Below are 21609 nucleotides of genomic sequence, written 5' to 3'. Positions count from 1 at the left end.
CTGATTTACTGGAGCGGTTTTTCGTATTTGGTGTCGAGCTCATAGAGCCCGTTCAGCGCACCAATGCGCTTCACCAGTTCGGATATTCCCTGAAGGACGAGAAGCGCGAAGCCCGCGAAGATGATGAATTTCACCGGCCAGCGAATGAGCCCGCCGGCATTGGACGACGTTTCGTTCTGCGCCAGCGAGAGGGTGAACATCGGCCAGCTCAGCCAAGCCAGAAAAAAGCAGGCGGGCAGCAGGAAGAAGATGATGCCAATGATGTCGACCCACAGCCGTGTCCGGGCCGAAATTGCGCCGTAGATGATGTCTACCCGCACGTGTTCGTTCATGCGCAAAGTATAGGACGCGCCGACGAGGACGATGAAAGCGAACATGTACCACTGGATTTCAAGCCAGCCATTGGAACTGTAATTGAAGACGTAGCGGACGATCGCGTTACCAGCGCTGACAAGGCAGCAGATCAGCACGAGATAGCCTGCGAAACGGCCCATCGCCTCACTGAACCAGTCAATAAGGGCGCTTACCTTTAGAAGAGCCTGCATTCTTTTCCCCTCCTCGATCCCTTTACGGGTTTTAGGCACGAAGTCGTCCTGATCGTTTCCCAGTTACGATGCTGCCGCTTTGCTTGACGAAAGCTTCGGACGTCCTCCACACTATTTCGTGTAGGAGTTGGTTTTGTGAAATGCAACTGTGATAGCGCGCCAGGCGGTGTAAACCGGCAGTTTGGGGAGAATTGCGTCCGTCAATGTTGCTTGGCTGCACGGTTTTCCACATGCCAGGGCAAGACGAAGGCTGAAATTGAGCAGATCAACCGAGCTCAACGGATGGGCTCGGCTCCATTGCGTTTTCGAATGATTCCATGTTAGGTCTTGGCCCGGAGCGTGTCGCGATGGTCTGCCGAACGAGGAAAGACGCCACTGGGCGTCTGGAGGAATGGCCGGTCATCGTGGGTAATCAAGGGGAATGGCATGAGCGAACATCATACGGGTCCAGTAGAAGTCGGTGCGCCGATGAACTACCCCGAACACGAAAAGACCTATGAAGGCTTTCTGGCCGCCGCCAAATACGGCACCATGGTCATCACCGTATTGATGATTGCCATGGCTGTTGGATTTTTCACGACCGGCGGTTTTTTCGGCGGACTTCTGGTGTTCCTGATTCTGACCGTCGCAGGCTTCGTGCTGCTTCGTTGATATCGTGAAATTGAGCTGAATTTACCGGTGGGGGAAGTCCTCCCTCGCCGCGTTTTGGCGTGACCACCTGGCTCAAACAGCGGTGTGCGTTCGCCACTTGCAGGGCCCTGATTCAGGAGGGCCTCTGTTTTTCACCAGCATTTTGGCTGCTGCCCGAAGATTTCTGCAATCTGGGAGATAGAGTTTTGCTGTGCGAGCAATCCATGGTTAACTCCACGGGATTCTCGATGCCACCGCTATTGTTCCAATTGTACTGCAGAGCGCCATGGCCTTTTCAGACTTCGTTTACCGCCCATTCGAGCGGCTGATTCGACCGCTCGATATTCCTTTCGAGCCACTACCCTCACAGGGACCGTTTCATCTGCTGATGCATTTTGTGCGGATGTTTCGATGGGTGCTGATTGCGATTTCCGTCTCTGCCATGGTCATGGAGGCCATCAACCTTTTCCTGATCTGGAGTTTTTCCACGATTGTGGATGGTGTCACGGCAAAGGGTGCGTCGGGGTTTCTTCAGGAAGACTGGCAGCTTTTGGTGGTCATGGTCGTCTTGCTGTTCCCCGTCCAACCAATTGTTGCCTTCGTGGCCAATACGCTCTCATCCCAGACCGTCGGGGTTGGTTTACCCACGGCTATTCAGTGGCAGGGGCACAAGGCCGTCGAGCGCCAGGACCTGCGCTTTTTTCACGATCTCTTTGCGGGGCAGGTCGCCTCGCGTCTGTCTCAGGTTGCTTCGGCGGTTCAGCAGCAGGTCATCGTTGCCTTCTATTCAATTCCATATTTTCTGGTGCAATTCGTCGGCTCACTCATCCTGCTGAGTACAGTGGCGTGGCCACTGGCTTTGCCGGTCCTGATCTGGATCATCATCAGTATATTGATTGCAGTTCGGGCCGTGCCGCAATTTGCCGAACTGTCTCGTCGGTCGGCCAAAAAACGTAGCCTGCTGGTGGGCTCGATGACCGATCTTTACAGTAACATTCAGATGGTCAAGCAATTTGCCGCCGAAGACAGCGAGGCAGGAGCGCTGCGCACGGTTTTTACCGATGTCATCGGAACGCAGCACAGTGAGCGGCGTGTCTTTTTGACGACGAGAAGCTACATTCTTCTTCTTAGCGTCGTACTCTGGATTGCGATGCTGGGCATCGGCTTCTGGGGCATGGTGTATGGGTTCGTGACCACCGGGCAGTTTGCGGGTGCGATCTATCTGACCCAGCGGCTCTCAGCCAATGCACGCAGTTTTCTGGAGATGGGTCAACAAATCTTTCAGGCCATCGGGACCATTCGCGACGCGATGCCCGTCATGACGACACCGCCCACCATCGTCGATGCGCAAGGAGCCAGTCCACTGTCTATCAAGCGCGGTGAGATCGATTTCGAAAAGGTTTATTTCGCGTATCGTGCCGAAAAGACCGTCATTGATCACTTGACGCTGAGGGTTGCGGCCGGCGAGAAAGTGGGACTTGTCGGTGTTTCCGGTGCGGGAAAGACCACGTTGGTCAATCTGCTGTTGCGGTTTTACGAGGTCGGCGGCGGCGATGTTCGCATCGACGGGCAGAGCATTCGGGATGTGACGCAGGCGAGCCTTCGCGAAAATATCGGTTTTATCTCGCAGGAGGTTTCCCTGCTACACCGATCCGTCGGCGATAATATCCGCTATGGCAAGCCGGATGCTTCGCAGGAGGCAATTGCGGCTGCAGCCCGGTCCGCCCAGGCGGATCGCTTCATTGACGATCTCGTCGATAGCGAGGGGCGGCGCGGATATCACGCCTTTGTCGGCGACCGTGGCGTCAAGCTTTCAGGCGGCCAGCGCCAGCGCGTTGCCATTGCGCGGGTATTGTTGAAAGATGCGCCGATCCTCATTCTCGACGAGGCGACCTCGGCACTCGACAGCGAGTCCGAGGCAGCTATTCAGGACGAGCTCGACATGCTGATGGCGGGCAAGACGGTCATCGCCATCGCGCACCGGCTGTCCACCATCGCCCGAATGGACCGGATCGTCGTGCTGGAAAAGGGTCGCATCATTGAAGAGGGGCCGCCAGCGGCGCTGTTGGAGCAAGGCGGTCTTTATGCCCGCCTGTGGCAGCGGCAGACGGGCGGCTATATTGGCGAGGGATAGCGCAGTGGAAATAATTCTTAAGCCTGACAGCTCGTTGCGCTTGGACGATCTTCCTGATCCCGCGGACCGTAACGCAGTGGCAGCGTTCGCGCTGACATTCAACGGGTATCAACATTTCGGATCTTTCAATGCGGCATGCGATGCTGCGCAGGCAAGCAAACGCCAGACGCTGGTCGATCTGCGCAACGAATTGTTCATTTCCTTCCGAGGCTCAAATCACCGCATGGACGATGAATTTCTGGAGACCTACAAAGAACTGCTGCCTTTGTTCAAGGAAGCAATAGCCCGAGACTATGGCGTGTAGGTGGACGGAGGCTCGTCTGGGGCGTTCGACGGTGGCTTCGGGGGCTACGGCCCGAAGCCACCGTCCACTCGGGCGACGTTAGCTGGTCACCGTCAATCCGGCATGCATTCCGGCTTGGTAATGGCCCTTGATGTTGCAAAGAAGGACGTAAAAGCCGGGTGTGAGTTTGGCTTTGAGCTGGCCGTCAGCGCCGGGTTTCAGATCGGAGACTTCGCCCATGCTCTTCAGCTTCTTCTCGTCGATGCGGTTTTTTCCGGCGACGACGTCGATCTTCTGGTCGGGCGACTTCAGTTTGACCAAGACCATTTCATGCTCTTCAGCGACAGCATCGTTGTGGACACGGAAAATCGTCTCGCCTGCTTTGATGGTGGATCGGTCGAGAGTGAGCGTCATCGGACCACCGGCCTCGCCACCTTCAACGACTTTGACGACGGTGGCGGCGAAACTTTGCGATGCCATCGTGAAGAGAATGGCTGCTGCGATTGCGGTGCTTTTGTATTTCATCAGATGACCTTTCCATGGTTAGACCAGGAAAGGTAAAGCGCCATTCTGACATGAGCCTGAATGGCGCTTTTCGATCTTACGACGCGCTTGCGCCGCGTGTACGGGCCAGACCATCGACGGCTGGCTTGTATTTCGGATCGAGGCGGGCGGCGTGGCCGTAGGATTTGGCGGCCTTGTCGCGTTCGCCACGGCGCTCGTAAACGAGTGCCTGGTTGGCCCAGGATTCAGCCAGATCGCCGTTGAGGGCAATCGCGTGGTTGAAGTCGGCAAAGGCGTTTTCGTCGTCATTGAGGGCGACGTAGGAAATGCCGCGTCCGTTGTAGGGCTCAGGCGAATTCGGTGACAGCGAAATGGCTTTCGAGAAGTCTTCGATGGCCTGGGTGTACTGGTTGCGCAGCTGATAGATCAGGCCGCGATTGTGCCATGCGCGGCCATCGGTCGTATCGAGATTGATGGCGGCGGAGAAGTCGTTGAAGGCTTCGTTGACGCGGCCCGTCTGGCGGTAAAGATTACCGCGACCGATCAGCGCCACATCATAGCTCGGGTTGATCTGCAGCGCGCTGTTGTAATCCTGCAAGGCCAGCTGCTGCTGACCGCTGTTGCGGTAAACGAGGGCGCGGTTGGCATATGCCTGATAGAAACGCGGATTGAGCTGAAGTGCACGCTCGAAGTCTGCGATGGCGCGTTTGGAATCGCCAGCGCGACCGTAGGCGGAGCCGCGAACGTTGTAGCCTTCGGGATCCTGCGGATTGGCGTTGATGACCGATGTCAGCGATGTGATGTTTTCCGTCGAGCCTTGCGCGCGGTCGAGCTGGAAGACATCATTCGTCTGTGTGGTGGTGGCGCAGCCCGAAAGAGCCGCCAGCACGCCACAAACGATCAGGGAGGAACGAAACCGCATCTTGTCTCTCTGGGATACACCGCTTGAAAACGGATTTCTGGAATCACGGGTATCAACAGCGTTCATGCGATTTGGGTTCCCTCTACCAAGCCCGTTCAACGGCCATAAACTCAAAGAGCGGCGGCGAAAAATTCGCCCCCGCCCCAAAAGCATTCAAAAACGTCGAAAAGACGACCTATCAGCGTGCCGGAGCGCGCGGGCCAGCAATCAGACCTTCGCGCTGCATGCGCTTGCGTGCCAGCTTGCGAACGCGGCGAACGGCTTCAGCCTTTTCGCGAGCGCGCTTCTGGGAAGGCTTCTCGTAATAATCGCGCATCTTCATTTCGCGGAAAATGCCTTCGCGCTGCATCTTCTTCTTGAGAGCGCGAAGCGCCTGATCAACGTTGTTGTCGCGGACTAGTACCTGCACGTGAATCCCGTTCCTTTGGTTGGTTATTTTGCCGTGTGAATAATGGCATTCGCAAGCAAACAAAAAATCGTTCGGTTGGCCGTATGGCCGCGCGATTGGTGACGTGCAATAGCAGATCATTTTCAGGAAGTCCAGCCGTTAACTGTCCATGGCCCCTAAAAAGCAGCGTAGAAACCATTCTTCTTGCATATGTCAAAACAATCATGTCGCTACGTCGCAAAAGAGACATTGCCGTCGTTATTGATTTGCGATGTGTATGGTTCTGCCGGAAGAGTACGAGCCGGGGGTTTCCAGCCGGCTTTCAAGGAGTGGTTCGCGAATGCGCAAATTTTCGGTTTTTGCCGTGGCTCGCGAGGCCTTGCGGGCGCATAAGGGATGGGAGGCGCAGTGGGCCTCTCCCGAACCGCGCAAAGAATATGACGTCATCATCATTGGTGGTGGCGGGCATGGGCTGGGCGCGGCTTATTATCTGGCCAAGGAACACGGCATTACCAATGTGGCGGTGCTGGAAAAGGGCTGGATCGGCGGCGGCAATACCGGCCGCAACACCACGATCATCCGCTCCAACTATCTCTATGAAGAGAGCATGGATATTTACGAGCATTCCCTGAAACTGTGGGAAGGCTTGAGCCAGGATCTCAATTACAACACCATGTATTCGGCGCGCGGCGTGATGATGCTGTCGCACAATGTGCATGACCAGCAGAGCTTTAAACGCCATATCAATGCCAACCGCCTCTATGGCATCGACAATGAATGGCTGACGCCGGAACAGGCCAAGGCCTACTGTCCGCCGCTCGATATTTCCGCCAATGCCCGCTACGCCATCAATGGTGCAGCGCTTCAGCGTCGTGGCGGCACGGCCCGGCATGACGCGGTGGCCTGGGGCTATGCCCGTGGCGCGTCGGATCGCGGTGTTCACATCATCCAGAACTGCGAGGTGACGGCCATCCGTCGCGGGCCGGATGGTGCGGTGACCGGTGTCGAGACGAACAGGGGCTTCATTGGCGCCAAGAAGATCGGCGTTTCGGCGGCGGGGCATTCCTCCGTCATTATGAACATGGCCGATGTGCGCGTGCCGCTGGCGTCCAACCCGTTGCAGGCGTTGGTGTCCGAGCCGCTGAAGCCGATTTTCCCCTGTGTTGTCATGTCCAACACGGTGCATGCCTATATCTCGCAATCCGACAAGGGCGAGCTGGTGATTGGCGCGGGGACGGACCAGTATAATTCCTATTCCCAGACCGGCGGTTTGCAGATCATTACACACACGCTGGATGCCATCTGCGAGTTGTTTCCGATTTTCCGACGCGTGAAGATGATGCGCCAATGGGGCGGCATTACCGACAACACGCCGGATCGTTCCGCCATTCAAAGCGTGACGCCGGTGCCGAACCTCTTCGTCAATTGCGGCTGGGGCACGGGTGGCTTCAAGGCGACGCCGGGGTCTGCACATCTGTTTGCGCATCTGATCGCTCGCGGTGAGCCGCATAAGCTGGCCGAAGGGCTGACGCTGGAGCGGTTCCGTTCCGGACGGCTGATCGATGAGGCGGCGGCTGCGGCGGTGGCGCATTGATGATCTCTCAAGCGCTTCTCGCTGCGATGTTTGCTACAGCCCCTGCCGCGTCCGAAAAGTTGGTACCCGAGGTGGGTGATTTTCGCATCCAGACGATTCGAAAGGCGCATGGCGAGGAAAGCTGGCCGTTTGTTGAGCGGGAAGGAATGCTTCTCTGCGCACCGGTGACGGGTGATAAGCTCGTTTACTTCGTTGCAGAAAACGAAGACGGCGAGCAGGAGCCGCCGGTTCTTCTTGACGTAAACCCGATGATGATGGCCGTCATCAACCTCGGCAGGACCAAGGTTTTCCGCGCCTTTACCAGTATCGATGAACTGATGAACAGGCTTTACCCCTATATCACCATGGGGAAACGCCTGTGTGACCAACCCGCCGGAACCATCGTTCCGGAAAGCTCTCTTTGAGGCAAGACCATGCTGCTGATCCGTTGTCCCTATTGTGAAGAAGAGCGTTCCGAGCTGGAGTTCCGCTGGGCGGGGGAGGCGCATATTGCGCGGCCCGAGAACATCTCTGCCATTTCCGATGAGGAATTTGCCGAATATTTCTTCATGCGCGACAATGACAAGGGCATGGTGTTCGAGCGCTGGCGGCATATTCATGGCTGCGGACGCTTCTTCAACGCCGCGCGCCATTCCGTGACCGACAAGATACACCTGACCTACAAGGCGGGCGAACCGAAGCCGGACGAGGCGACGGTGCTGGCCGGACATGAAGGAGCAGCCCGATGAGCGGCGCGTATCGCATCAAGGGCGCTGGCCGCCTGACGCCCGCGCGCACGGCGCGCTTTACCTTCGATGGCAAGATCCACACGGCGCTTCAGGGCGACACCGTTGCCTCTGCACTGCTGGCCGATGGCGTGCATCTGATTGGCCGTTCGTTCAAATATCACCGCCCACGCGGGTTTCTTTCCGCCGGGCCGGAAGAGCCGAACGCGCTGATCGATGTTTCCAGAGATAGCAGCCGCAAGCAGCCGAATGTGCGCGCCACGGTGCAGGAAGTGTTCGATGGCGCGATTGTCTCTTCGCAGAACCGCTTTCCGTCGCTGTCCTTCGATGTTGGCGCGGTGAATGATTTCCTCTCGCCCATGTTCGTGGCGGGCTTCTACTACAAGACCTTCATGTGGCCGAAGGCTGCGTGGGACAAGCTGTACGAGCCAATCATCCGCCGTGCGGCGGGCCTCGGCAATGCGCCGAAAGAAGGCGACAGCGACCATTATGCCAGCCGCTATGCCCATTGCGACGTGCTGGTGGCCGGTGGTGGCGTGGCCGGACTGACGGCAGCGCTGGCGGCGGCAAAGACGGGTGCGAAGGTTATTCTGGCGGATGAGAGCCCAGAGGTTGGCGGCGCTCTTCGCTTCGATACCGGCGCTACCATCGATGGTATCAACGGCTATGACTGGGCGAAGAAGACCTTTGCCGAGCTGAAGGCCATGCCGAATGTCGAGGTGCTGACCCGCACCACCGTGTTCGGCTATTACAATCACAATTTCATCGGCCTTGCAGAGCGCGTGACGGACCATCTGGCGACACCGGGGCATGCGCCACGCGAGCGGCTGTGGCAGGTGCGGGCGAAGAAGGTGGTGCTGGCGACCGGCGCCATCGAACGGCACATGGTGTTTGCCAATAATGACCGGCCCGGCATCATGCTGGCGTCGGCGGCGCGCACTTATCTCAACCAGTATGGTGTGACCGTTGGTCACAACGTGGCTGTCTATACTGCCCATGACTCTGCCTATGAGACAGCATTCGACCTGAAGCGGGCAGGGGTGACGATTGCGGCTATCGTGGATTGCCGTGCCAACCCGGATGCAAAGCTGGTGGACGAGGCGCGGGCGATGGGCATCGAGGTGCTGGCAGGCCATAGCGTTTATAATACGGCGGGGCGTCTGCGGGTGTCCTCCATCACGGTAGGCCGCAATGGCGGGTCTTCCAAGCGCAAGATCAAGGTGGATGCGCTGGTGGTTTCCGCAGGCTGGACGCCATCCGTACATCTGTTCTCGCAGTCTCGCGGCAAGTTGACATACGACACGGAAAACCAGCGTTTTCTGCCCGATGTGCATGTGCAGGATTGCGTCTCCATCGGTGCCTGCAACGGCACGGATGATCTTGGAGAACTGATTGCCGAGGCGGCTGCCGCTGGCGGTGGTGCGGTGGCATTCTCCGGCCAGAATGTGCGGGCATGGACCGGCGGCATGATCGGTGCGGCGGAAGGGGCTGGCGACGAGCATAGCGTCAAGGCCTTCATCGATTTCCAGCATGATGTCTGCGCCAAGGATATTCGCCTTGCGGTGCGTGAAGGCATGCATTCCATCGAGCATATCAAGCGCTTCACCACCAACGGCATGGCGTCGGATCAGGGCAAGATGTCCAACATGCATGGCCTGGCCATCGCCTCCGAAGCGCTGGGGCGTGACCTGCCCAAGGTGGGGCTGACGACGTTCCGAGCGCCCTATACGCCTGTTACCTTCGGCACGCTCGTGGGCCATTCGCGTGGCAAGCTGTTCGACCCCGCCCGCAAGACGCCGATGCATGCACTGGAAGAGGCCGCCGGTGCAGCCTTCGAAGATGTGGGCAACTGGAAGCGCGCATGGTTCTATCCGCGCGCCGGTGAAGACATGCACCAAGCGGTGAACCGCGAGTGCAAGACGGTGCGTGAGACGGTGGGCGTGTTCGATGCCTCGACACTCGGCAAGATCGAGGTTGTCGGGCCGGATGCGGCCAAATTCCTCAACCTGCTCTACACCAATGCCTGGGATACGCTGAAACCCGGCCGCTGCCGCTATGGCATCATGACCCGTGAAGACGGTTTTGTTTATGATGACGGCGTGGTGGGGCGCTTGGCCGAAGACCGTTTCCATGTGACGACGACGACCGGCGGTGCGCCGCGTGTGCTGCACCATATGGAAGACTATCTCCAGACCGAATTCCCGCATCTGAACGTGTGGCTGACATCTGCCACCGAACAATGGGCTGTCATTGCCGTGCAGGGACCGAAGGCGTGTGAGGTGATTGCGCCGCTGGTGGAGGGCATCGACCTTTCGCCCGAAGCTTTCCCGCATATGGCCATTGCCGAAGGCAAGATTTGCGGCGTGCCGACGCGGCTGTTCCGCGTGTCCTTTACCGGCGAACTCGGTTTCGAAATCAACGTTCCTGCCGATTTCGGCCCTGCCGTCTGGAAGGAAATTGCGCAGCGCGCTGAGGCCGTGGGCGGCTGCCTTTATGGAACCGAAACCATGCATATTCTGCGCGCCGAAAAGGGCTATATCATCGTCGGGCAGGATACCGATGGCACGGTGACGCCTGATGATGCTGGGCTTGGCTGGGCAGTTTCCAAAAAGAAGACGGATTTCGTCGGCATTCGCGGTTTGCAGCGCCAGGACCTCAAGCGCGAGGGCCGCAAGCAACTGGTGGGCCTGCTGCCGAAAAATCCGCAGGATGTGCCGGAAGAGGGCGGGCAGATCGTGGCCGATCCGAACCAGCCCAAGCCGATGACCATGCTGGGGCATGTGACCTCGGCCTACTGGTCGGAAAATCTCGGCCGCTCCATTGCCTTCGGTTTGGTGGCCGGTGGCCGGGCGCGCATGGGCGAAACGCTCTACATTCCGCTCGCCGACAAGACGATTGCTGTAGAGGTGACGGACATGGTGTTCTTCGACAAGGAAGGAGGCCGCATCAATGGCTGATATCGCAATGGCAAACCGCACCTTGGTTCTGGAAGGCGCTCGTGCCGGTTCCGCCAATGTCTCGATCAAGATGGCAGCACCCGCTTACCGGCTGTCCCTGCGCGCCAAGGCGGATGCTGTCAACGAGCTTTCGCAGGCGCTCGACATCAGCCTGCCGCAGGCCCCGAAAACCTCCACCACGTCAGGCCTTCGCGCCGCACTGTGGCTGGGGCCGGATGAATGGCTGGTGATCGATCAGGGCGAAAGCAACCTCATGGACGCCTGCGCCACCGTCTCCACCCCCCACTCCGCCACCGACGTCTCCCACCGCAACACGGCCATCACCGTTTCCGGCACCGGCGCGGAAGCGACGCTGAACGCAGGCTGCCCGCAGGATTTGTCGCTGGCCGTGTTTCCTGTCGGGGCGTGTTCGCGCACGATTTTCGGCAAGGCGGAGGTGGTGATCCTGCGCGTGGCGGAAGATACGTTCCGGGTGGAATGCTGGCGCTCGTTCGCGGATTATGTGTTTGGATTGCTGGAAGAGGGTTCGCGGGACGCTGGCTAGGACATGCCAGCATTTATTGCGCTAAGTCTTCGACCTCAAATAACGACGCATAACCCATTATCTCATGGAATAGATTTGTCGTTTCGTAGTTTGTCCAGCTTTCGCTTTCAACAGATGCTTCGTAGTCTCCATAGTCGTTATTGCCAGCGGGTGTATACTTAGATTCAACGCCAGTATGAAATGCTATGAGTCCCAATCGCATCAAGCTCTGGAAAACTGGATACAGGTCCGTCTTAGGAAAATATTGGTCAAATTTTTTCTGGTGGCTTAGATAGTCAAACGCTTCTTCTCTCGCCATGAAGCCTAAAAGTTCGATTTCAGTTTGCGTCAGCGCTGAAACAACGGAAGCGTAGCGATTGAACGTTATTGCGACGAGCTTTTCCTCATCGGCCATTCCTCTGATTGTTTTGGCTAAGATTTTCAGATTGTTCTTTGCAGTGCCTTCTTGCGCGTCTCTAAGGTATCTAGCGATTACCGATACCGTTTCATCGCTGTCTAGGTTTGCAAAGTCACCCTGACGAATTTCCATTAGCAAAATGTTCAGCGCCTCGGTTCTGCGTTTCTCTAAAACCTTTTCATACACCCCCATAGCTGTGCTTGCTCCAGGAATTTGAAAATAATTCAAGACATCTGAGATCAGCGCTGTCGAAATACTACTGCTCATCGCAAGAATTCTTTTCCCAGATTGGTAGCCATCGACAGCAAATTAATCGATTCTCTGCGATGCCACTAGGTGATGTATTCACCGGCAGCCAACTAAGCGATGGTTGTCGTGAAATCGGTCTGGACTCAGTTTTAAGCCGCCTTCTCTTGCATCCGCATGAATCCAACCGTCGCCAGCCACAACAGCACGCCGATAAATAGCAGCACACCGGCAATCGAATATTGCACCGGATCGCGCCCTGTCCAAGGGCCGACGAGGAAGAAGCAGCTGACGGCGCCGATGATCGGCAGGATGGTGGGGGTGCGGAAGTGTTTGTGGGCGACCTTGTCCTTGCGCAGCACCAGCACTGCGACATTGACGATGGTGAAGACACCGAGCAGCAGCAGTGCCGTGGTGCCGCCCAACGCCGGGACGCCGCCTGCGAAGGCGATGAGGCCGATGGCGATAAGTGAGGTGAAGATGATGGCGATGTAGGGCGTCTGGCGGCCTTTGTGGACTTTGCCGAGCGCTGGGGGCAGCACGCCTTCGCGGCTCATGCCGTAGATCAGGCGGCTTGCCATCATCATGTTGATGAGCGCGGAATTGGCGACCGCAAACATGGTGATGATGCCGAAAATGCCGATAGGGAAGTTGGGTGCGCCTGCGGCGACTACTTTGAGCAGTGGTGTTTCGCCTTCACCGAGGTCGGATGCCGAGACGAGCGTGATGGCGGAAATAGCGACGAGAACGTAGATGACGCCGGTAATGGCGAGGCCGCCGAGCAGCACCTTCGGGAAGATGCGGGCGGGCTGTTTGCACTCCTCGGCCATGTTGACCGAATCCTCGAAGCCGACCATGGCGAAGAAGGCGAGTGTGGTGGCGGCGACCACGGACCAGATGACGCCGTGTTCGCCCGCAGGCTCGAAGGTCCAGACGCGGGAAACATCGCCCTGACCATTACCGATGGCCCAGAAGCCGATGCCGATGATGATGAGCAGACCGGTGAGTTCTACGACGGTCAGCACCACATTCATCTTCACGCTTTCGCCGACGCCCCGGAAATTGATAAGCGCGATGGCGACGATGAAAGCGATGGCGACGCCGGTGACGCCGAAGGCACCGAAATCAAACCCGGTTACCGTGGTGAAGTTGGCGGCAAAGGCGCGGGAGGCTGTCGAGGCGGAGGTGACGCCAGACGACATAACGGTGAAGGCGACGAGGAAGGTGATGAAGTGCACGCCGAAGGCTTTGTGCGTATAGAGCGCGGCACCGGCGGCTTTGGGGTATTTCGTGACGAGTTCTAGATAGGAGCAGGCGGTGAGGAGGGCGACGCCAAAGGCGATCATGAAGGGCAGCCACACCACTCCGCCGACTTCCGCCGCAACCTGCCCGGTCAGCGCATAGATGCCGGTTCCGAGAATATCGCCGACGATGAACAGAAGCAGCAGCCCCGGCCCGATCACGCGTTTGAGTTCGGTTGTCGGCTCAGCCGAGTTGTCGGGTTGTGTTACATTTGGTGCCATTGAATTGTCCCCCCTCAAGGCGTGTAGCCTTCAACGCGTTATCAGGCGCACGGGTTCCGGTGTTGGGAGAGAAAACGTTGCGCGCAATGCATAGGGCCAGAAGCATGGAATGGTTTGGCCTAATCCCGTACATATCCTCTGAACTAGACGGCACGAGATGCAGATTGATGTCGATAAATATCTGCAGTTAAGAGCGATTTTTTGACTTGGTTTTGCAGATCGACGAGGCATTCGTGCTTCTGCACGGGGCGTTTCGTCGATAGCGTAGCGTTGACGGATGAGGAGAAAGCTCGTCTGGCTCAATTCATCGATGAACACGGGCCGCGCTTGTCGCGGGCTAAAGCTCAGGTCTGCAATGCTCGCTAAGTCGCGATCATGTTGATATCCGCATCAGTGAAGCCGAAGGGTTGCATCATGGCCCGATGCTCGTTGGAACCAAGATATTGGGTCAATGCGGAATCGATTGCATTCTTCAATTCGTGGTCTGATTGACGAAAACCGAATGCACCGAAAGCCGCATCTCGTTCCGTGGTTGGCACAGAGACAACTTCCAGATCGATCTGGTGATGTTGCGCAAGATATCCTCGATGCGCCATAGCCACGCTCGCATAAGCATGGGCCTGTCCGTTTATAACAGCGTTCGCGGCCTCACCATATGTTGGGTATAAAATGATCTGGTTTTCCGAGATGCCAGCAGCAAGAGCGGCTTGGTGTTGGACCTGATCGTGTATTGCAGCCAGTTCGCATTCGGAGTTTGCGGCAATAGAGGCGTATCCGTTTAGCTTTTTAGGATTGCCCTTTCGGATGAGGAGCCCGTCCGACAATGCCCATATGGGACGGCTGAAAGCGACTATTTTTCTACGCTCGTCGGTATCGAAAAGGCCTGTTGTAATATCCCACCGGCGCGGCTCCAAGCCGGGAAGCAGGTTTGCAAACTCGGTTTCGATGAACTCTACCCTTTCGATACCAATCATCGACAGGACGGTTCGTGCTAGTTCAACATCGCAGCCAGTCACAACGCCTTGGTCATTGCGGTAGTTAAATGGTGGCTCGATCAAATAAGCGAATTTCATGACGCCTCTGTTTGTCTGTCACCCTTCCTCAATCGTCCTCGGGTCGATCCTCGGGGTTGAACTGGCTGATTGTCGTCCATCGTGTGGTGAGGGCCGGTTTCTTTTCACCTTCGATTTCCACCGTCACGTCATAGGTGTTCATGAGCATGGCGGCACCACGGAAGCGGGCTTCGGCCAGGGTGAAGTGGCCGCGGATGCGGGCGCCGCTTTTGACGGGGGTGACGAAGTGGAGTTTGTCGAAGCCGTAATTGATGCCCATAGTCTGTTCGCGGATTTTGGGCAGTGCGCTGTAGTTCATGGCAGACAGCAGCGAGACCGTGAGGAAACCGTGAGCGATGGTGCCGCCGAAGGGGCTTTCTGCTTTGGCGCGTTCCGGGTCCGTGTGGATGAACTGGTCGTCCAGCGTGGCCTTGGCGAAGGCGTCGATCATCGCCTGATCGACGGTGATCCAGTCGGATGTTCCGACTTCTGAACCGACAAGGCCTTTGACCTCAGCCAGAGAGATTTCCTTGGGCATGGTTCCTCGCGATGGGACGGTGATGGGGCGCATCAGAGATGTGGAGCTTACAGGCGTCTGCTTAAAGAACAATCACCTTTTTGCACTGCAATATTTAGGCCTGTTGGTAAAACACCACCGAGCGCGCCGGAAGATAGGCGGGATTGCCGAAATCCATGCCCAGCGGTTGCCATGTGCCCGGCAGGGTGAAGGGCACAACGTCGTGGGTACGGTTGAAAAGGATGGCGAGGCGCACGATGTCGTCCGTTTCCAGATCACGGGTTTTCAACAGCATGGCGAGCGGCATTCCCTCGGGCTGCTCCCAATCGGCCACGGTCATGGGCTCGCCTGTCGGTGAGAGCCATTGCACATCATCTGTGCTGGTCGAGAAGAAAGCTGCCTCGCTGAAAACCTCGAAGCGTTTGCGCAGGGCGGCGAGGTAGGCCGTGTGTTCGATCAGCTCTGGCGAAAGCTTGGCCCAATCGACCCAGGTGATGTCGTTGTCCTGGCAGTAGGCATTGTTGTTGCCGCGCTGGCTGCGGCCCGCCTCATCGCCTGCGGTCAGCATGATGGTGCCGCGCGTGACGAAGAGGGTGGAAAGCAGCGATTTTACATCGGCGATGCGGGCCGCATTGACCGCGTGGTCGTCCGTCAGGCCCTCGACGCCGTTGTTCCAGGAATGGTTTTCATTGTGGCCATCGCGGTTGTCTTCGCCATTGGCTTCATTGTGCTTGTGCTCATGGGCCACGAGATCGAAAAGCGTGAAACCATCATGGGCGGCGAGGAAGTTGACGCTGCGGGTGGCGGTTCGGTTGTGGCGGGAGAAGATGGCGGATGAGCCGGCCAGTGCATCGGCCAGTGCGCCTGTGGTGCCGGCATCGCCGCGCCAGTAGCGGCGCAGGTCATCGCGGGCGCGGTCGTTCCATTCGAGGAAGTTTTCGGGGAAATTGCCGAGCTGGTAACCGCCGGGGCCGATGTCCCAGGGTTCGGCAATCATCACGCGGTCATGCAGCAAAGGGTCCGCAGACATGGCCGCGAGGGTTTTGCTGGTGGTGTCGAAACCGCTGACAGTTCGACCGAGGATGGGGGCAAGATCGAAGCGGAAGCCGTCTATGCCCGCATGCGCCACGAAGTGCCGCAGCGTATCGAGAATCAGTTGCCGAACCTGCGGGTGGTCGCAGGCGACGGTGTTGCCGGTGCCCGTATCGTTGACCAGCGTGCCGGGATCATCGGGCAGATGGCGATAATAGCTGAGATTATCCAGCCCGCGCAACGATAGCGTCGAGCCGAAGCGGTCGCTTTCGCCGGTGTGGTTGAAGACGAGATCGAGAATGACGCCGATGCCATTATCGTGGAGGGCGGCGACCGTCTCGCGCAGTTCCTCCACGCCACCGGGGCAGAGGCGCGGGTCGAGCGCCATGAAGCCGACAGGGTTGTAGCCCCAGCCATTGGTGAGGCCGAGTGGCGGCAGATGGCGCTCATCGATCCATGCGGTGATGGGCATCAACTCGATGGCATCGACGCCGATGGTTTTGAGGTGGGTGATGATGGCGGGGTGGGCGAGGGCCGCGATTGTACCCTTGATGGCATCTGGCACATCCGGGTGTAGCATGGTGAAGGGCTTGACGGCGACTTCATAGATCAGGCCGCCGGGTGCGAAGCGGGGCGGCTGCCGTTTTACCTGATGGTGCTGCGAGACGATGGACTTCGGCATGATGTGTGCCGTGTCGGTGCCAAAGGTGAACAGCGCCGGGTCGTGGGCGAAAGGCCGGTCGATCTGCGTGGCATAGGGGTCGAGCAGGAGCTTGGATGGGTCGAACCAGAGGCCGTGATCGGGTGCGTAGACGCCATCGGCGCGGAAGCCGTAGCGGTTGCCGATGGGGGCGTGGGTGATGAGGCGGTATATGTCGTTTTCATCGCGCTGCATGGGCAGGCGGGCGGTCTGGGTGGTGCCGGTTTCGTTGAAGAGGCAGAGGTCGATGTGTGAGGCGTGGCGGGAGTAGACGGAGAATGCCGTTCCGTTTTCCGTGGGGATGGCGCCAAGGGGGGAAACGGTGGAGTTTGGCATCGGGGTTTCCATTTGTTGGCTTTGTGGGTGGGGCTTACCCCCCTCTGCCCTGCCGGACATCTCCCCCTCAAGGGGGGAGATCGACTCGCGGCATCCTTTCGGCCACCTTTAACTGAAGAGATTGAAGTGATGTCAGTGCGCCCAGCCGATCTCCCTTCTTGTGGGGGAGATGTCCGGCAGGACAGAGGGGGGTAAGCCCCACCCACTGCCCTCGCGAACTGTCAGGTAATCACCGTCGGCGCATCACGCCCCGTATGCTTCTTGATCCCCGCAATCGCATCCGCTGCCGAAATCAAATCCGCCAACGCCTCCTGGGTTTCGATATTATGCCGAGACGCATCTGGCTCGTAACGCTCGACGTAGAGGCGCAGAGTTGCGCCCGCCGTGCCGGTGCCGGAGAGGCGGATGACGACGCGGGAGCCGCCTTCGAAGAGGATGCGGATGCCCTGGTTCTTGCTGACGGACTGGTCGACCGGGTCGTTGTAGGCGAAATCGTCGGCGGCCTTCACCTTCAACGCACCGTAGGTGGTGCCGGGCAGGGTGGCGAGCTTTTCGCGCAGGATGGAGACCAGCGTGTTGGCGGCGTCGCTATCGACTTCTTCATAGTCGTGGCGCGAGTAGTAGTTGCGGCCATATTCGGCCCAGTGCTTGGTGACGATGTCCTTGACGCTTTCCTTGCGGCTGGCAACGATATTCAGCCAGAACAGCACGGCCCAGAGGCCGTCCTTTTCACGCACATGGTTGGAGCCGGTGCCGAAGCTTTCTTCGCCGCAGATGGTGACCTTGCCGGCGTCCAGCAGGTTGCCGAAGAATTTCCAGCCGGTCGGCGTTTCATACATGCCGATGCCGAGCTTTTCGGCCACGCGGTCAGCGGCGGCACTTGTTGGCATGGAGCGGGCGATGCCTGATATGCCGGAGGCATAGCCGGGAGCGAGCGTCGCATTGGCGGCGATGATGGCGAGGCTGTCGGATGGCGTGACGAACATGCCCTTGCCGACCACCATGTTGCGGTCGCCGTCGCCGTCGGAGGCGGCGCCGAAATCGGGGCCCGCCGCGCTCATCACGTCGTCATACATGTCCTTGGCATGAACGAGGTTCGGGTCCGGGTGGTGGCCACCGAAATCGGGAAGCGGAATGGAGTTGCGCACGGAGCCGGCGGGCGCGCCGAGGCGCTTTTCGATGATCTCGACTGCGTAGGGGCCGGTGACGGCGCTCATCGAGTCAACCACGACCTTGAAGCCGCCTGCAATCAGGTTGCGGATGGCACCGAAATCGAACAGCTCTTCCATCAGTGTGGCGTAGTCGGCCACGGGATCGATGACCTCTACCGTCATGCCTGCCACATCGGCACTGCCGATGGTGTCGAGGTCGATATCGGCGGCCTCGGCGATCTTGTACGTCTGGATGTTCTTCGTGCGGTCGAAAATGGCGTCAGTGATTTTTTCCGGTGCCGGGCCGCCATTGCCGATATTGTACTTGATGCCGAAATCTTCGTTGGGGCCGCCGGGATTATGGCTGGCTGACAGAACGATGCCGCCGAAGGCCTTGTATTTGCGGATGATGTTGGAGGCCGCAGGCGTGGACAGAATGCCGCCCTGACCGACCAGAACCTTACCGAAACCGGCAGCGGCGGCCATCTTGATGGCCTTCTGGATGACGTCGCGGTTGTAGTAGCGACCGTCGCCGCCGATCACCAGAGCCTGTCCGGCAAAACCTTCGAGGCTGTCGAAAATCGACTGGATGAAGTTTTCGGCGTAATGTTCCTGGGCGAAAACCGGGACCTTCTTGCGCAGGCCTGATGTGCCGGGCTTCTGGTCCTGAAATGGTTTGGTCTGAACGGTGGTAATCGTCATTTATTGGCCTTTCGAAATAAGTCGGGCGTAAAGGGCGGCATAAAGGCCTGCACTTTTTTCCCAGGAAACATCCGATTTCATGCCCTGCTTCTGCATCTGCGTCCACAGTTTGGGATCGTGATAGTGGCGAACGGTGCGGCGAATGGCCTGGCGTAATCCATCGGCAGTGATGGCGGAAAACTGCACGCCCGTCGCCACCTTGGCGGCGATGGCCGCGTGGTTGGCATCGATGACGGTATCGTTCAGCCCGCCATTGCGCGCTACGACGGGAATGCAGCCATAGCGCAGGGCGTAAAGCTGGGTCAGCCCGCAGGGCTCGAAACGCGAGGGAATGATGATGGCGTCACAGCCCGCCTGCATGAGATGCGACAGCGGCTCGTTATAGCCGATGGCGACGCCGACACGGCCAGGATGACGCGAGGCTGCGGCCAGAAGGGCACCTTCCAATGCAATCTCGCCAGCACCCAGCACGACGAGGCGGCCACCCATGGCAACGATATCGTCCACCACTTCGGTCACGAGGTCTATGCCCTTTTGCCACGTCAGGCGTGAGATGACGCAAAAAAGCGGTCCGTTATCCTGATCGATGCGGAAATGACTGGCGACAGAGGCCTTGTTCAAGGTGCGCAGTTTCAGATTGGCGGCGGAGTAATTGTGATTGACGAGGTGGTCGGTGGCCGGATTCCAGACATCGGCATCGATGCCGTTGACGATGCCGTGCATGACATGGGCGCGACTGCGGATGACGCCATCCAACCCCATGCCGAATTCCGGCGTCAGGATTTCCTCGGCGTAGGATGGGCTGACGGTGCTGATGGCCGTCGAGGTCTGTACGCCACCCTTGAGGAAGCTGATATCGTTGTAATATTCGATGCTTTCGGTGCTGAAGGCATGGGCGGGCAGGCCCAGCTGGCTGAAGATATTGGCACCGAACTGGCCTTGAAAGGCGATGTTGTGGATGGTCAGGACGCTTGGAATTTCCGGCGTTTCCGCGTAGCGCATATAGACCGGGGCCATGGCCGCCTGCCAGTCGTGGGCGTGCATCAGGTCCGGCTGCCAGCCCGGCAGCTTTCCGGCTGCGATTTCTGCTGCCGCCAGCGAAAGTGCTGCGAAGCGCCGCCAGTTGTCCTCGAAATCCTTGCCGGTGGAATCCAGATAGGGGCCTGCGGGGCGTTCGTAATAGGCAGGCGCATCGAGGATCAGAAGGTCGAGGCCCTCGTGATGGGCTTCGAGAAGATCTGCCGGTGCGCCCAAGAGATCGGGGAACTCGGCAATCTTGACGGCGTCCGTCACCACGGCTTTGACGGCGGGGTAGCCGGGAATGAGCGTGCGCGTGGTGACGCCGTATGCCTTGAGCGCGATGGGAAGCGCGCCAGCGACATCGGCGAGCCCCCCGGTCTTGATGAGTGGATAGACTTCGGACGCAACCGAAAGAACATTCATGAGGTCTACAAATCCAGCTTGTCGATCATCGATTGGGTTATCAGGCAAATGCCGCTGTCTGTGCGGCGGAAGCGCTTTCCATCGAGTTCCGGGTCTTCGCCAACGATCAGTCCTTCTGGAATGACAACACCATGGTCGATCACCACGTTGCTGAGCTGCGCGTGGCGACCGATCTTTACACTCGGGAGCACTACGGCATTCTCAAGGCGCGAATATGAATTTGCGCGCACGCCTGTGAACAACAGGCTGCGGTTGAGCGAGGAACCGGAGATGATGCAGTCACCGGCCACCACAGAGGATGTTGCCGAACCACGACGCTTTTCATCGTCATGCACGAATTTGGCAGGCGGCAGAATTTCCGCATAGGTCCAGATCGGCCAGGATTTATCGTAGATGTCGAGATCGGGAACGATATCGGTCAGGTCGATATTGGCCTGCCAGTACGCGTCGATCGTGCCGACATCGCGCCAGTAGGGCTCGTGTTCGAAATCGGACCTCACGCAGGAGGCAGCGAAACGGTGAGCGACGGCTTTGCCATGCTCGACGATGTGGGGAATGATGTCCTTGCCGAAGTCACGGCTGGAATTGGGGTCTGCTGCGTCACGGCGCAGGCAATCCATCAGGAATTTCGTGTGGAACACGTAGATGCCCATGGAGGCGAGCGCGAAGTCCTCATTGCCGGGAATGCCCGGCGGATCGGCAGGCTTTTCGATGAAGGCGATGATCTCGTCCTTCTCATTCACATGCATCACGCCGAAGCCGGTGGCTTCCATGCGCGGCACTTCAAGGCAGCCGATGGTCACGTCGGCGCCTGAGTCCACATGCTGTTGCAGCATGTATTCATAGTCCATCTTGTAGATGTGGTCGCCCGCCAGAATGACCATATATTCGGGTCCGTGGGACTCGATGATGTCGATGTTCTGGTAAACCGCGTCCGCGGTGCCTTCGTACCATTGCGTTTCGGACACGCGCTGGGAGGCGGGCAGAATATCGAAGCTTTCGTTTCTTTCCGGGCGGAAGAAGTCCCAGCCGCGCTGCAGGTGGCGGATGAGCGAGTGAGCCTTGTACTGCGTGGCGACACCGATGCGGCGAATGCCGGAATTGAGGGCATTCGACAATGCGAAATCGATGATGCGGGCCTTGCCGCCGAAATAGACGGCGGGCTTGGCACGTCGGTCCGTCAGCTCCTTCAGGCGGCTGCCACGGCCACCGGCAAGCACATAGGCCATCGCATCACGCGCCAGCGGCTGAACTCTTTTTTCACTCATAGCAATCCTCCCGTAA

At 58.4% G+C, this 21609-nt stretch carries 20 protein-coding genes; 8 read left to right on the top strand and 12 right to left on the bottom strand.

Annotation, left to right across the window (positions count from 1 at the left end; all coding sequences use genetic code 11):
* Positions 1-5 precede the first annotated feature (5 nt).
* Positions 6-545, bottom strand: a complete 540-nt coding sequence (locus ASF29_RS18705) for a TRAP transporter small permease subunit (protein WP_062452154.1) — start codon at positions 543-545, stop codon at positions 6-8.
* Between the two features lie 426 nt (positions 546-971).
* Between ASF29_RS18705 and ASF29_RS18700 the strand changes: the two genes are divergently transcribed.
* The 3 genes from ASF29_RS18700 to ASF29_RS18690 all read left to right on the top strand — a co-directional run bounded on the left by ASF29_RS18700 (position 972) and on the right by ASF29_RS18690 (position 3613).
* On the top strand, positions 972-1196 hold the full coding sequence (locus ASF29_RS18700; RefSeq protein WP_062452153.1) for an aa3-type cytochrome c oxidase subunit IV: 225 nt from the start codon (positions 972-974) through the stop codon (positions 1194-1196).
* Between the two features lie 265 nt (positions 1197-1461).
* Positions 1462-3309, top strand: coding sequence for an ABC transporter ATP-binding protein (locus tag ASF29_RS18695; protein WP_062452152.1), 1848 nt, complete (start codon positions 1462-1464; stop codon positions 3307-3309).
* 4 nt (positions 3310-3313) lie between these two features.
* Complete coding sequence (locus ASF29_RS18690; protein WP_200925552.1) at positions 3314-3613, top strand: hypothetical protein; 300 nt, start codon at positions 3314-3316, stop codon at positions 3611-3613.
* Between the two features lie 78 nt (positions 3614-3691).
* Here the strand turns inward: ASF29_RS18690 and ASF29_RS18685 are convergent, their stop codons facing one another.
* The 3 genes from ASF29_RS18685 to rpsU all read right to left on the bottom strand — a co-directional run bounded on the left by ASF29_RS18685 (position 3692) and on the right by rpsU (position 5427).
* Positions 3692-4117, bottom strand: a complete 426-nt coding sequence (locus ASF29_RS18685; protein WP_062452150.1) for a hypothetical protein — start codon at positions 4115-4117, stop codon at positions 3692-3694.
* A 76-nt stretch (positions 4118-4193) separates the two neighbouring features.
* Complete coding sequence (locus ASF29_RS18680) at positions 4194-5018, bottom strand: tetratricopeptide repeat protein (RefSeq protein ID WP_244473594.1); 825 nt, start codon at positions 5016-5018, stop codon at positions 4194-4196.
* 178 nt (positions 5019-5196) lie between these two features.
* The gene (gene rpsU, locus ASF29_RS18675) at positions 5197-5427 is read right to left on the bottom strand and encodes a 30S ribosomal protein S21 (protein WP_045228355.1); all 231 of its coding nucleotides are present in this window, start codon (positions 5425-5427) and stop codon (positions 5197-5199) included.
* Positions 5428-5746: 319 nt separating this feature from the next.
* Between rpsU and ASF29_RS18670 the strand changes: the two genes are divergently transcribed.
* The 5 genes from ASF29_RS18670 to ASF29_RS18650 are packed head-to-tail and all read left to right on the top strand — an operon-like array spanning position 5747 to position 11226.
* Complete coding sequence (locus ASF29_RS18670) at positions 5747-7000, top strand: sarcosine oxidase subunit beta family protein (RefSeq protein WP_062452148.1); 1254 nt, start codon at positions 5747-5749, stop codon at positions 6998-7000.
* Positions 7000-7404, top strand: coding sequence for a hypothetical protein (locus tag ASF29_RS18665; protein ID WP_062452147.1), 405 nt, complete (start codon positions 7000-7002; stop codon positions 7402-7404). Before ASF29_RS18670 ends, ASF29_RS18665 begins: the two co-directional genes overlap by 1 nt.
* A gap of 9 nt (positions 7405-7413) precedes the next feature.
* Positions 7414-7728, top strand: coding sequence for a sarcosine oxidase subunit delta (locus ASF29_RS18660; RefSeq protein ID WP_062452146.1), 315 nt, complete (start codon positions 7414-7416; stop codon positions 7726-7728).
* Positions 7725-10682, top strand: coding sequence for a sarcosine oxidase subunit alpha (locus ASF29_RS18655; protein WP_062452145.1), 2958 nt, complete (start codon positions 7725-7727; stop codon positions 10680-10682). The genes ASF29_RS18660 and ASF29_RS18655 overlap by 4 nt, the downstream gene beginning before the upstream one ends.
* Positions 10675-11226, top strand: a complete 552-nt coding sequence (locus ASF29_RS18650) for a sarcosine oxidase subunit gamma (RefSeq protein WP_062452144.1) — start codon at positions 10675-10677, stop codon at positions 11224-11226. The genes ASF29_RS18655 and ASF29_RS18650 overlap by 8 nt, the downstream gene beginning before the upstream one ends.
* Positions 11227-11239: 13 nt before the next feature.
* Here ASF29_RS18650 and ASF29_RS18645 read toward each other — a convergent pair whose 3' ends face one another.
* The 8 genes from ASF29_RS18645 to glgC form a co-directional block, all read right to left on the bottom strand.
* Positions 11240-11890, bottom strand: coding sequence for a hypothetical protein (locus ASF29_RS18645; protein ID WP_062452143.1), 651 nt, complete (start codon positions 11888-11890; stop codon positions 11240-11242).
* 131 nt (positions 11891-12021) lie between these two features.
* Positions 12022-13392, bottom strand: a complete 1371-nt coding sequence (locus ASF29_RS18640; RefSeq protein ID WP_062452142.1) for an APC family permease — start codon at positions 13390-13392, stop codon at positions 12022-12024.
* Positions 13393-13754: 362 nt separating this feature from the next.
* Entirely contained in the window at positions 13755-14465 is a 711-nt protein-coding gene (locus ASF29_RS18635; RefSeq protein ID WP_082453563.1) for a transporter substrate-binding domain-containing protein, read from the bottom strand.
* A 28-nt stretch (positions 14466-14493) separates the two neighbouring features.
* Positions 14494-14982 carry a MaoC family dehydratase gene (locus ASF29_RS18630; protein WP_062452141.1) on the bottom strand — a complete coding sequence of 163 codons (489 nt, stop codon included), beginning with the start codon at positions 14980-14982 and terminating at the stop codon, positions 14494-14496.
* Between the two features lie 94 nt (positions 14983-15076).
* Positions 15077-17029: a glycogen debranching protein GlgX gene (glgX, locus tag ASF29_RS18625; RefSeq protein ID WP_062452140.1), complete on the bottom strand. Its 1953-nt coding sequence runs from the start codon at positions 17027-17029 to the stop codon at positions 15077-15079.
* Between the two features lie 221 nt (positions 17030-17250).
* Positions 17251-18882: an alpha-D-glucose phosphate-specific phosphoglucomutase gene (locus tag ASF29_RS18620; RefSeq protein WP_062452139.1), complete on the bottom strand. Its 1632-nt coding sequence runs from the start codon at positions 18880-18882 to the stop codon at positions 17251-17253.
* A complete protein-coding gene (gene glgA / locus ASF29_RS18615) occupies positions 18883-20325 on the bottom strand; it encodes a glycogen synthase GlgA (RefSeq protein WP_062452138.1) in 1443 nt (480 codons plus the stop codon).
* A 5-nt stretch (positions 20326-20330) separates the two neighbouring features.
* Positions 20331-21593 carry a glucose-1-phosphate adenylyltransferase gene (gene glgC, locus ASF29_RS18610; protein WP_062452137.1) on the bottom strand — a complete coding sequence of 421 codons (1263 nt, stop codon included), beginning with the start codon at positions 21591-21593 and terminating at the stop codon, positions 20331-20333.
* Between the last annotated feature and the right edge of the window lie 16 nt (positions 21594-21609).

The organism is Rhizobium sp. Leaf262 (assembly GCF_001422245.1).
GTDB lineage: Bacteria > Pseudomonadota > Alphaproteobacteria > Rhizobiales > Rhizobiaceae > Agrobacterium.
Note: the sequence above shows the minus strand (reverse complement) of the source record. Positions and strands in the feature narration are given on the sequence as shown.

What these genes read in the sequence shown, in the direction of transcription:
- ASF29_RS18705 (WP_062452154.1), bottom strand. Translation starts at nt 545, where the DNA reads ATGCAGGCTCTTCTAAAGGTAAGCGCCCTTATTGACTGGTTCAGTGAG.
- ASF29_RS18700 (WP_062452153.1), top strand. Translation starts at nt 972, where the DNA reads ATGAGCGAACATCATACGGGTCCAGTAGAAGTCGGTGCGCCGATGAAC.
- ASF29_RS18695 (WP_062452152.1), top strand. Translation starts at nt 1,462, where the DNA reads ATGGCCTTTTCAGACTTCGTTTACCGCCCATTCGAGCGGCTGATTCGA.
- ASF29_RS18685 (WP_062452150.1), bottom strand. Translation starts at nt 4,117, where the DNA reads ATGAAATACAAAAGCACCGCAATCGCAGCAGCCATTCTCTTCACGATG.
- ASF29_RS18680 (WP_244473594.1), bottom strand. Translation starts at nt 5,018, where the DNA reads ATGCGGTTTCGTTCCTCCCTGATCGTTTGTGGCGTGCTGGCGGCTCTT.
- ASF29_RS18670 (WP_062452148.1), top strand. Translation starts at nt 5,747, where the DNA reads ATGCGCAAATTTTCGGTTTTTGCCGTGGCTCGCGAGGCCTTGCGGGCG.
- ASF29_RS18665 (WP_062452147.1), top strand. Translation starts at nt 7,000, where the DNA reads ATGATCTCTCAAGCGCTTCTCGCTGCGATGTTTGCTACAGCCCCTGCC.
- ASF29_RS18660 (WP_062452146.1), top strand. Translation starts at nt 7,414, where the DNA reads ATGCTGCTGATCCGTTGTCCCTATTGTGAAGAAGAGCGTTCCGAGCTG.
- ASF29_RS18655 (WP_062452145.1), top strand. Translation starts at nt 7,725, where the DNA reads ATGAGCGGCGCGTATCGCATCAAGGGCGCTGGCCGCCTGACGCCCGCG.
- ASF29_RS18650 (WP_062452144.1), top strand. Translation starts at nt 10,675, where the DNA reads ATGGCTGATATCGCAATGGCAAACCGCACCTTGGTTCTGGAAGGCGCT.
- ASF29_RS18645 (WP_062452143.1), bottom strand. Translation starts at nt 11,890, where the DNA reads ATGAGCAGTAGTATTTCGACAGCGCTGATCTCAGATGTCTTGAATTAT.
- ASF29_RS18640 (WP_062452142.1), bottom strand. Translation starts at nt 13,392, where the DNA reads ATGGCACCAAATGTAACACAACCCGACAACTCGGCTGAGCCGACAACC.
- ASF29_RS18635 (WP_082453563.1), bottom strand. Translation starts at nt 14,465, where the DNA reads ATGAAATTCGCTTATTTGATCGAGCCACCATTTAACTACCGCAATGAC.
- ASF29_RS18630 (WP_062452141.1), bottom strand. Translation starts at nt 14,982, where the DNA reads ATGCCCAAGGAAATCTCTCTGGCTGAGGTCAAAGGCCTTGTCGGTTCA.
- glgX (WP_062452140.1), bottom strand. Translation starts at nt 17,029, where the DNA reads ATGCCAAACTCCACCGTTTCCCCCCTTGGCGCCATCCCCACGGAAAAC.
- ASF29_RS18620 (WP_062452139.1), bottom strand. Translation starts at nt 18,882, where the DNA reads ATGACGATTACCACCGTTCAGACCAAACCATTTCAGGACCAGAAGCCC.
- glgA (WP_062452138.1), bottom strand. Translation starts at nt 20,325, where the DNA reads ATGAATGTTCTTTCGGTTGCGTCCGAAGTCTATCCACTCATCAAGACC.
- glgC (WP_062452137.1), bottom strand. Translation starts at nt 21,593, where the DNA reads ATGAGTGAAAAAAGAGTTCAGCCGCTGGCGCGTGATGCGATGGCCTAT.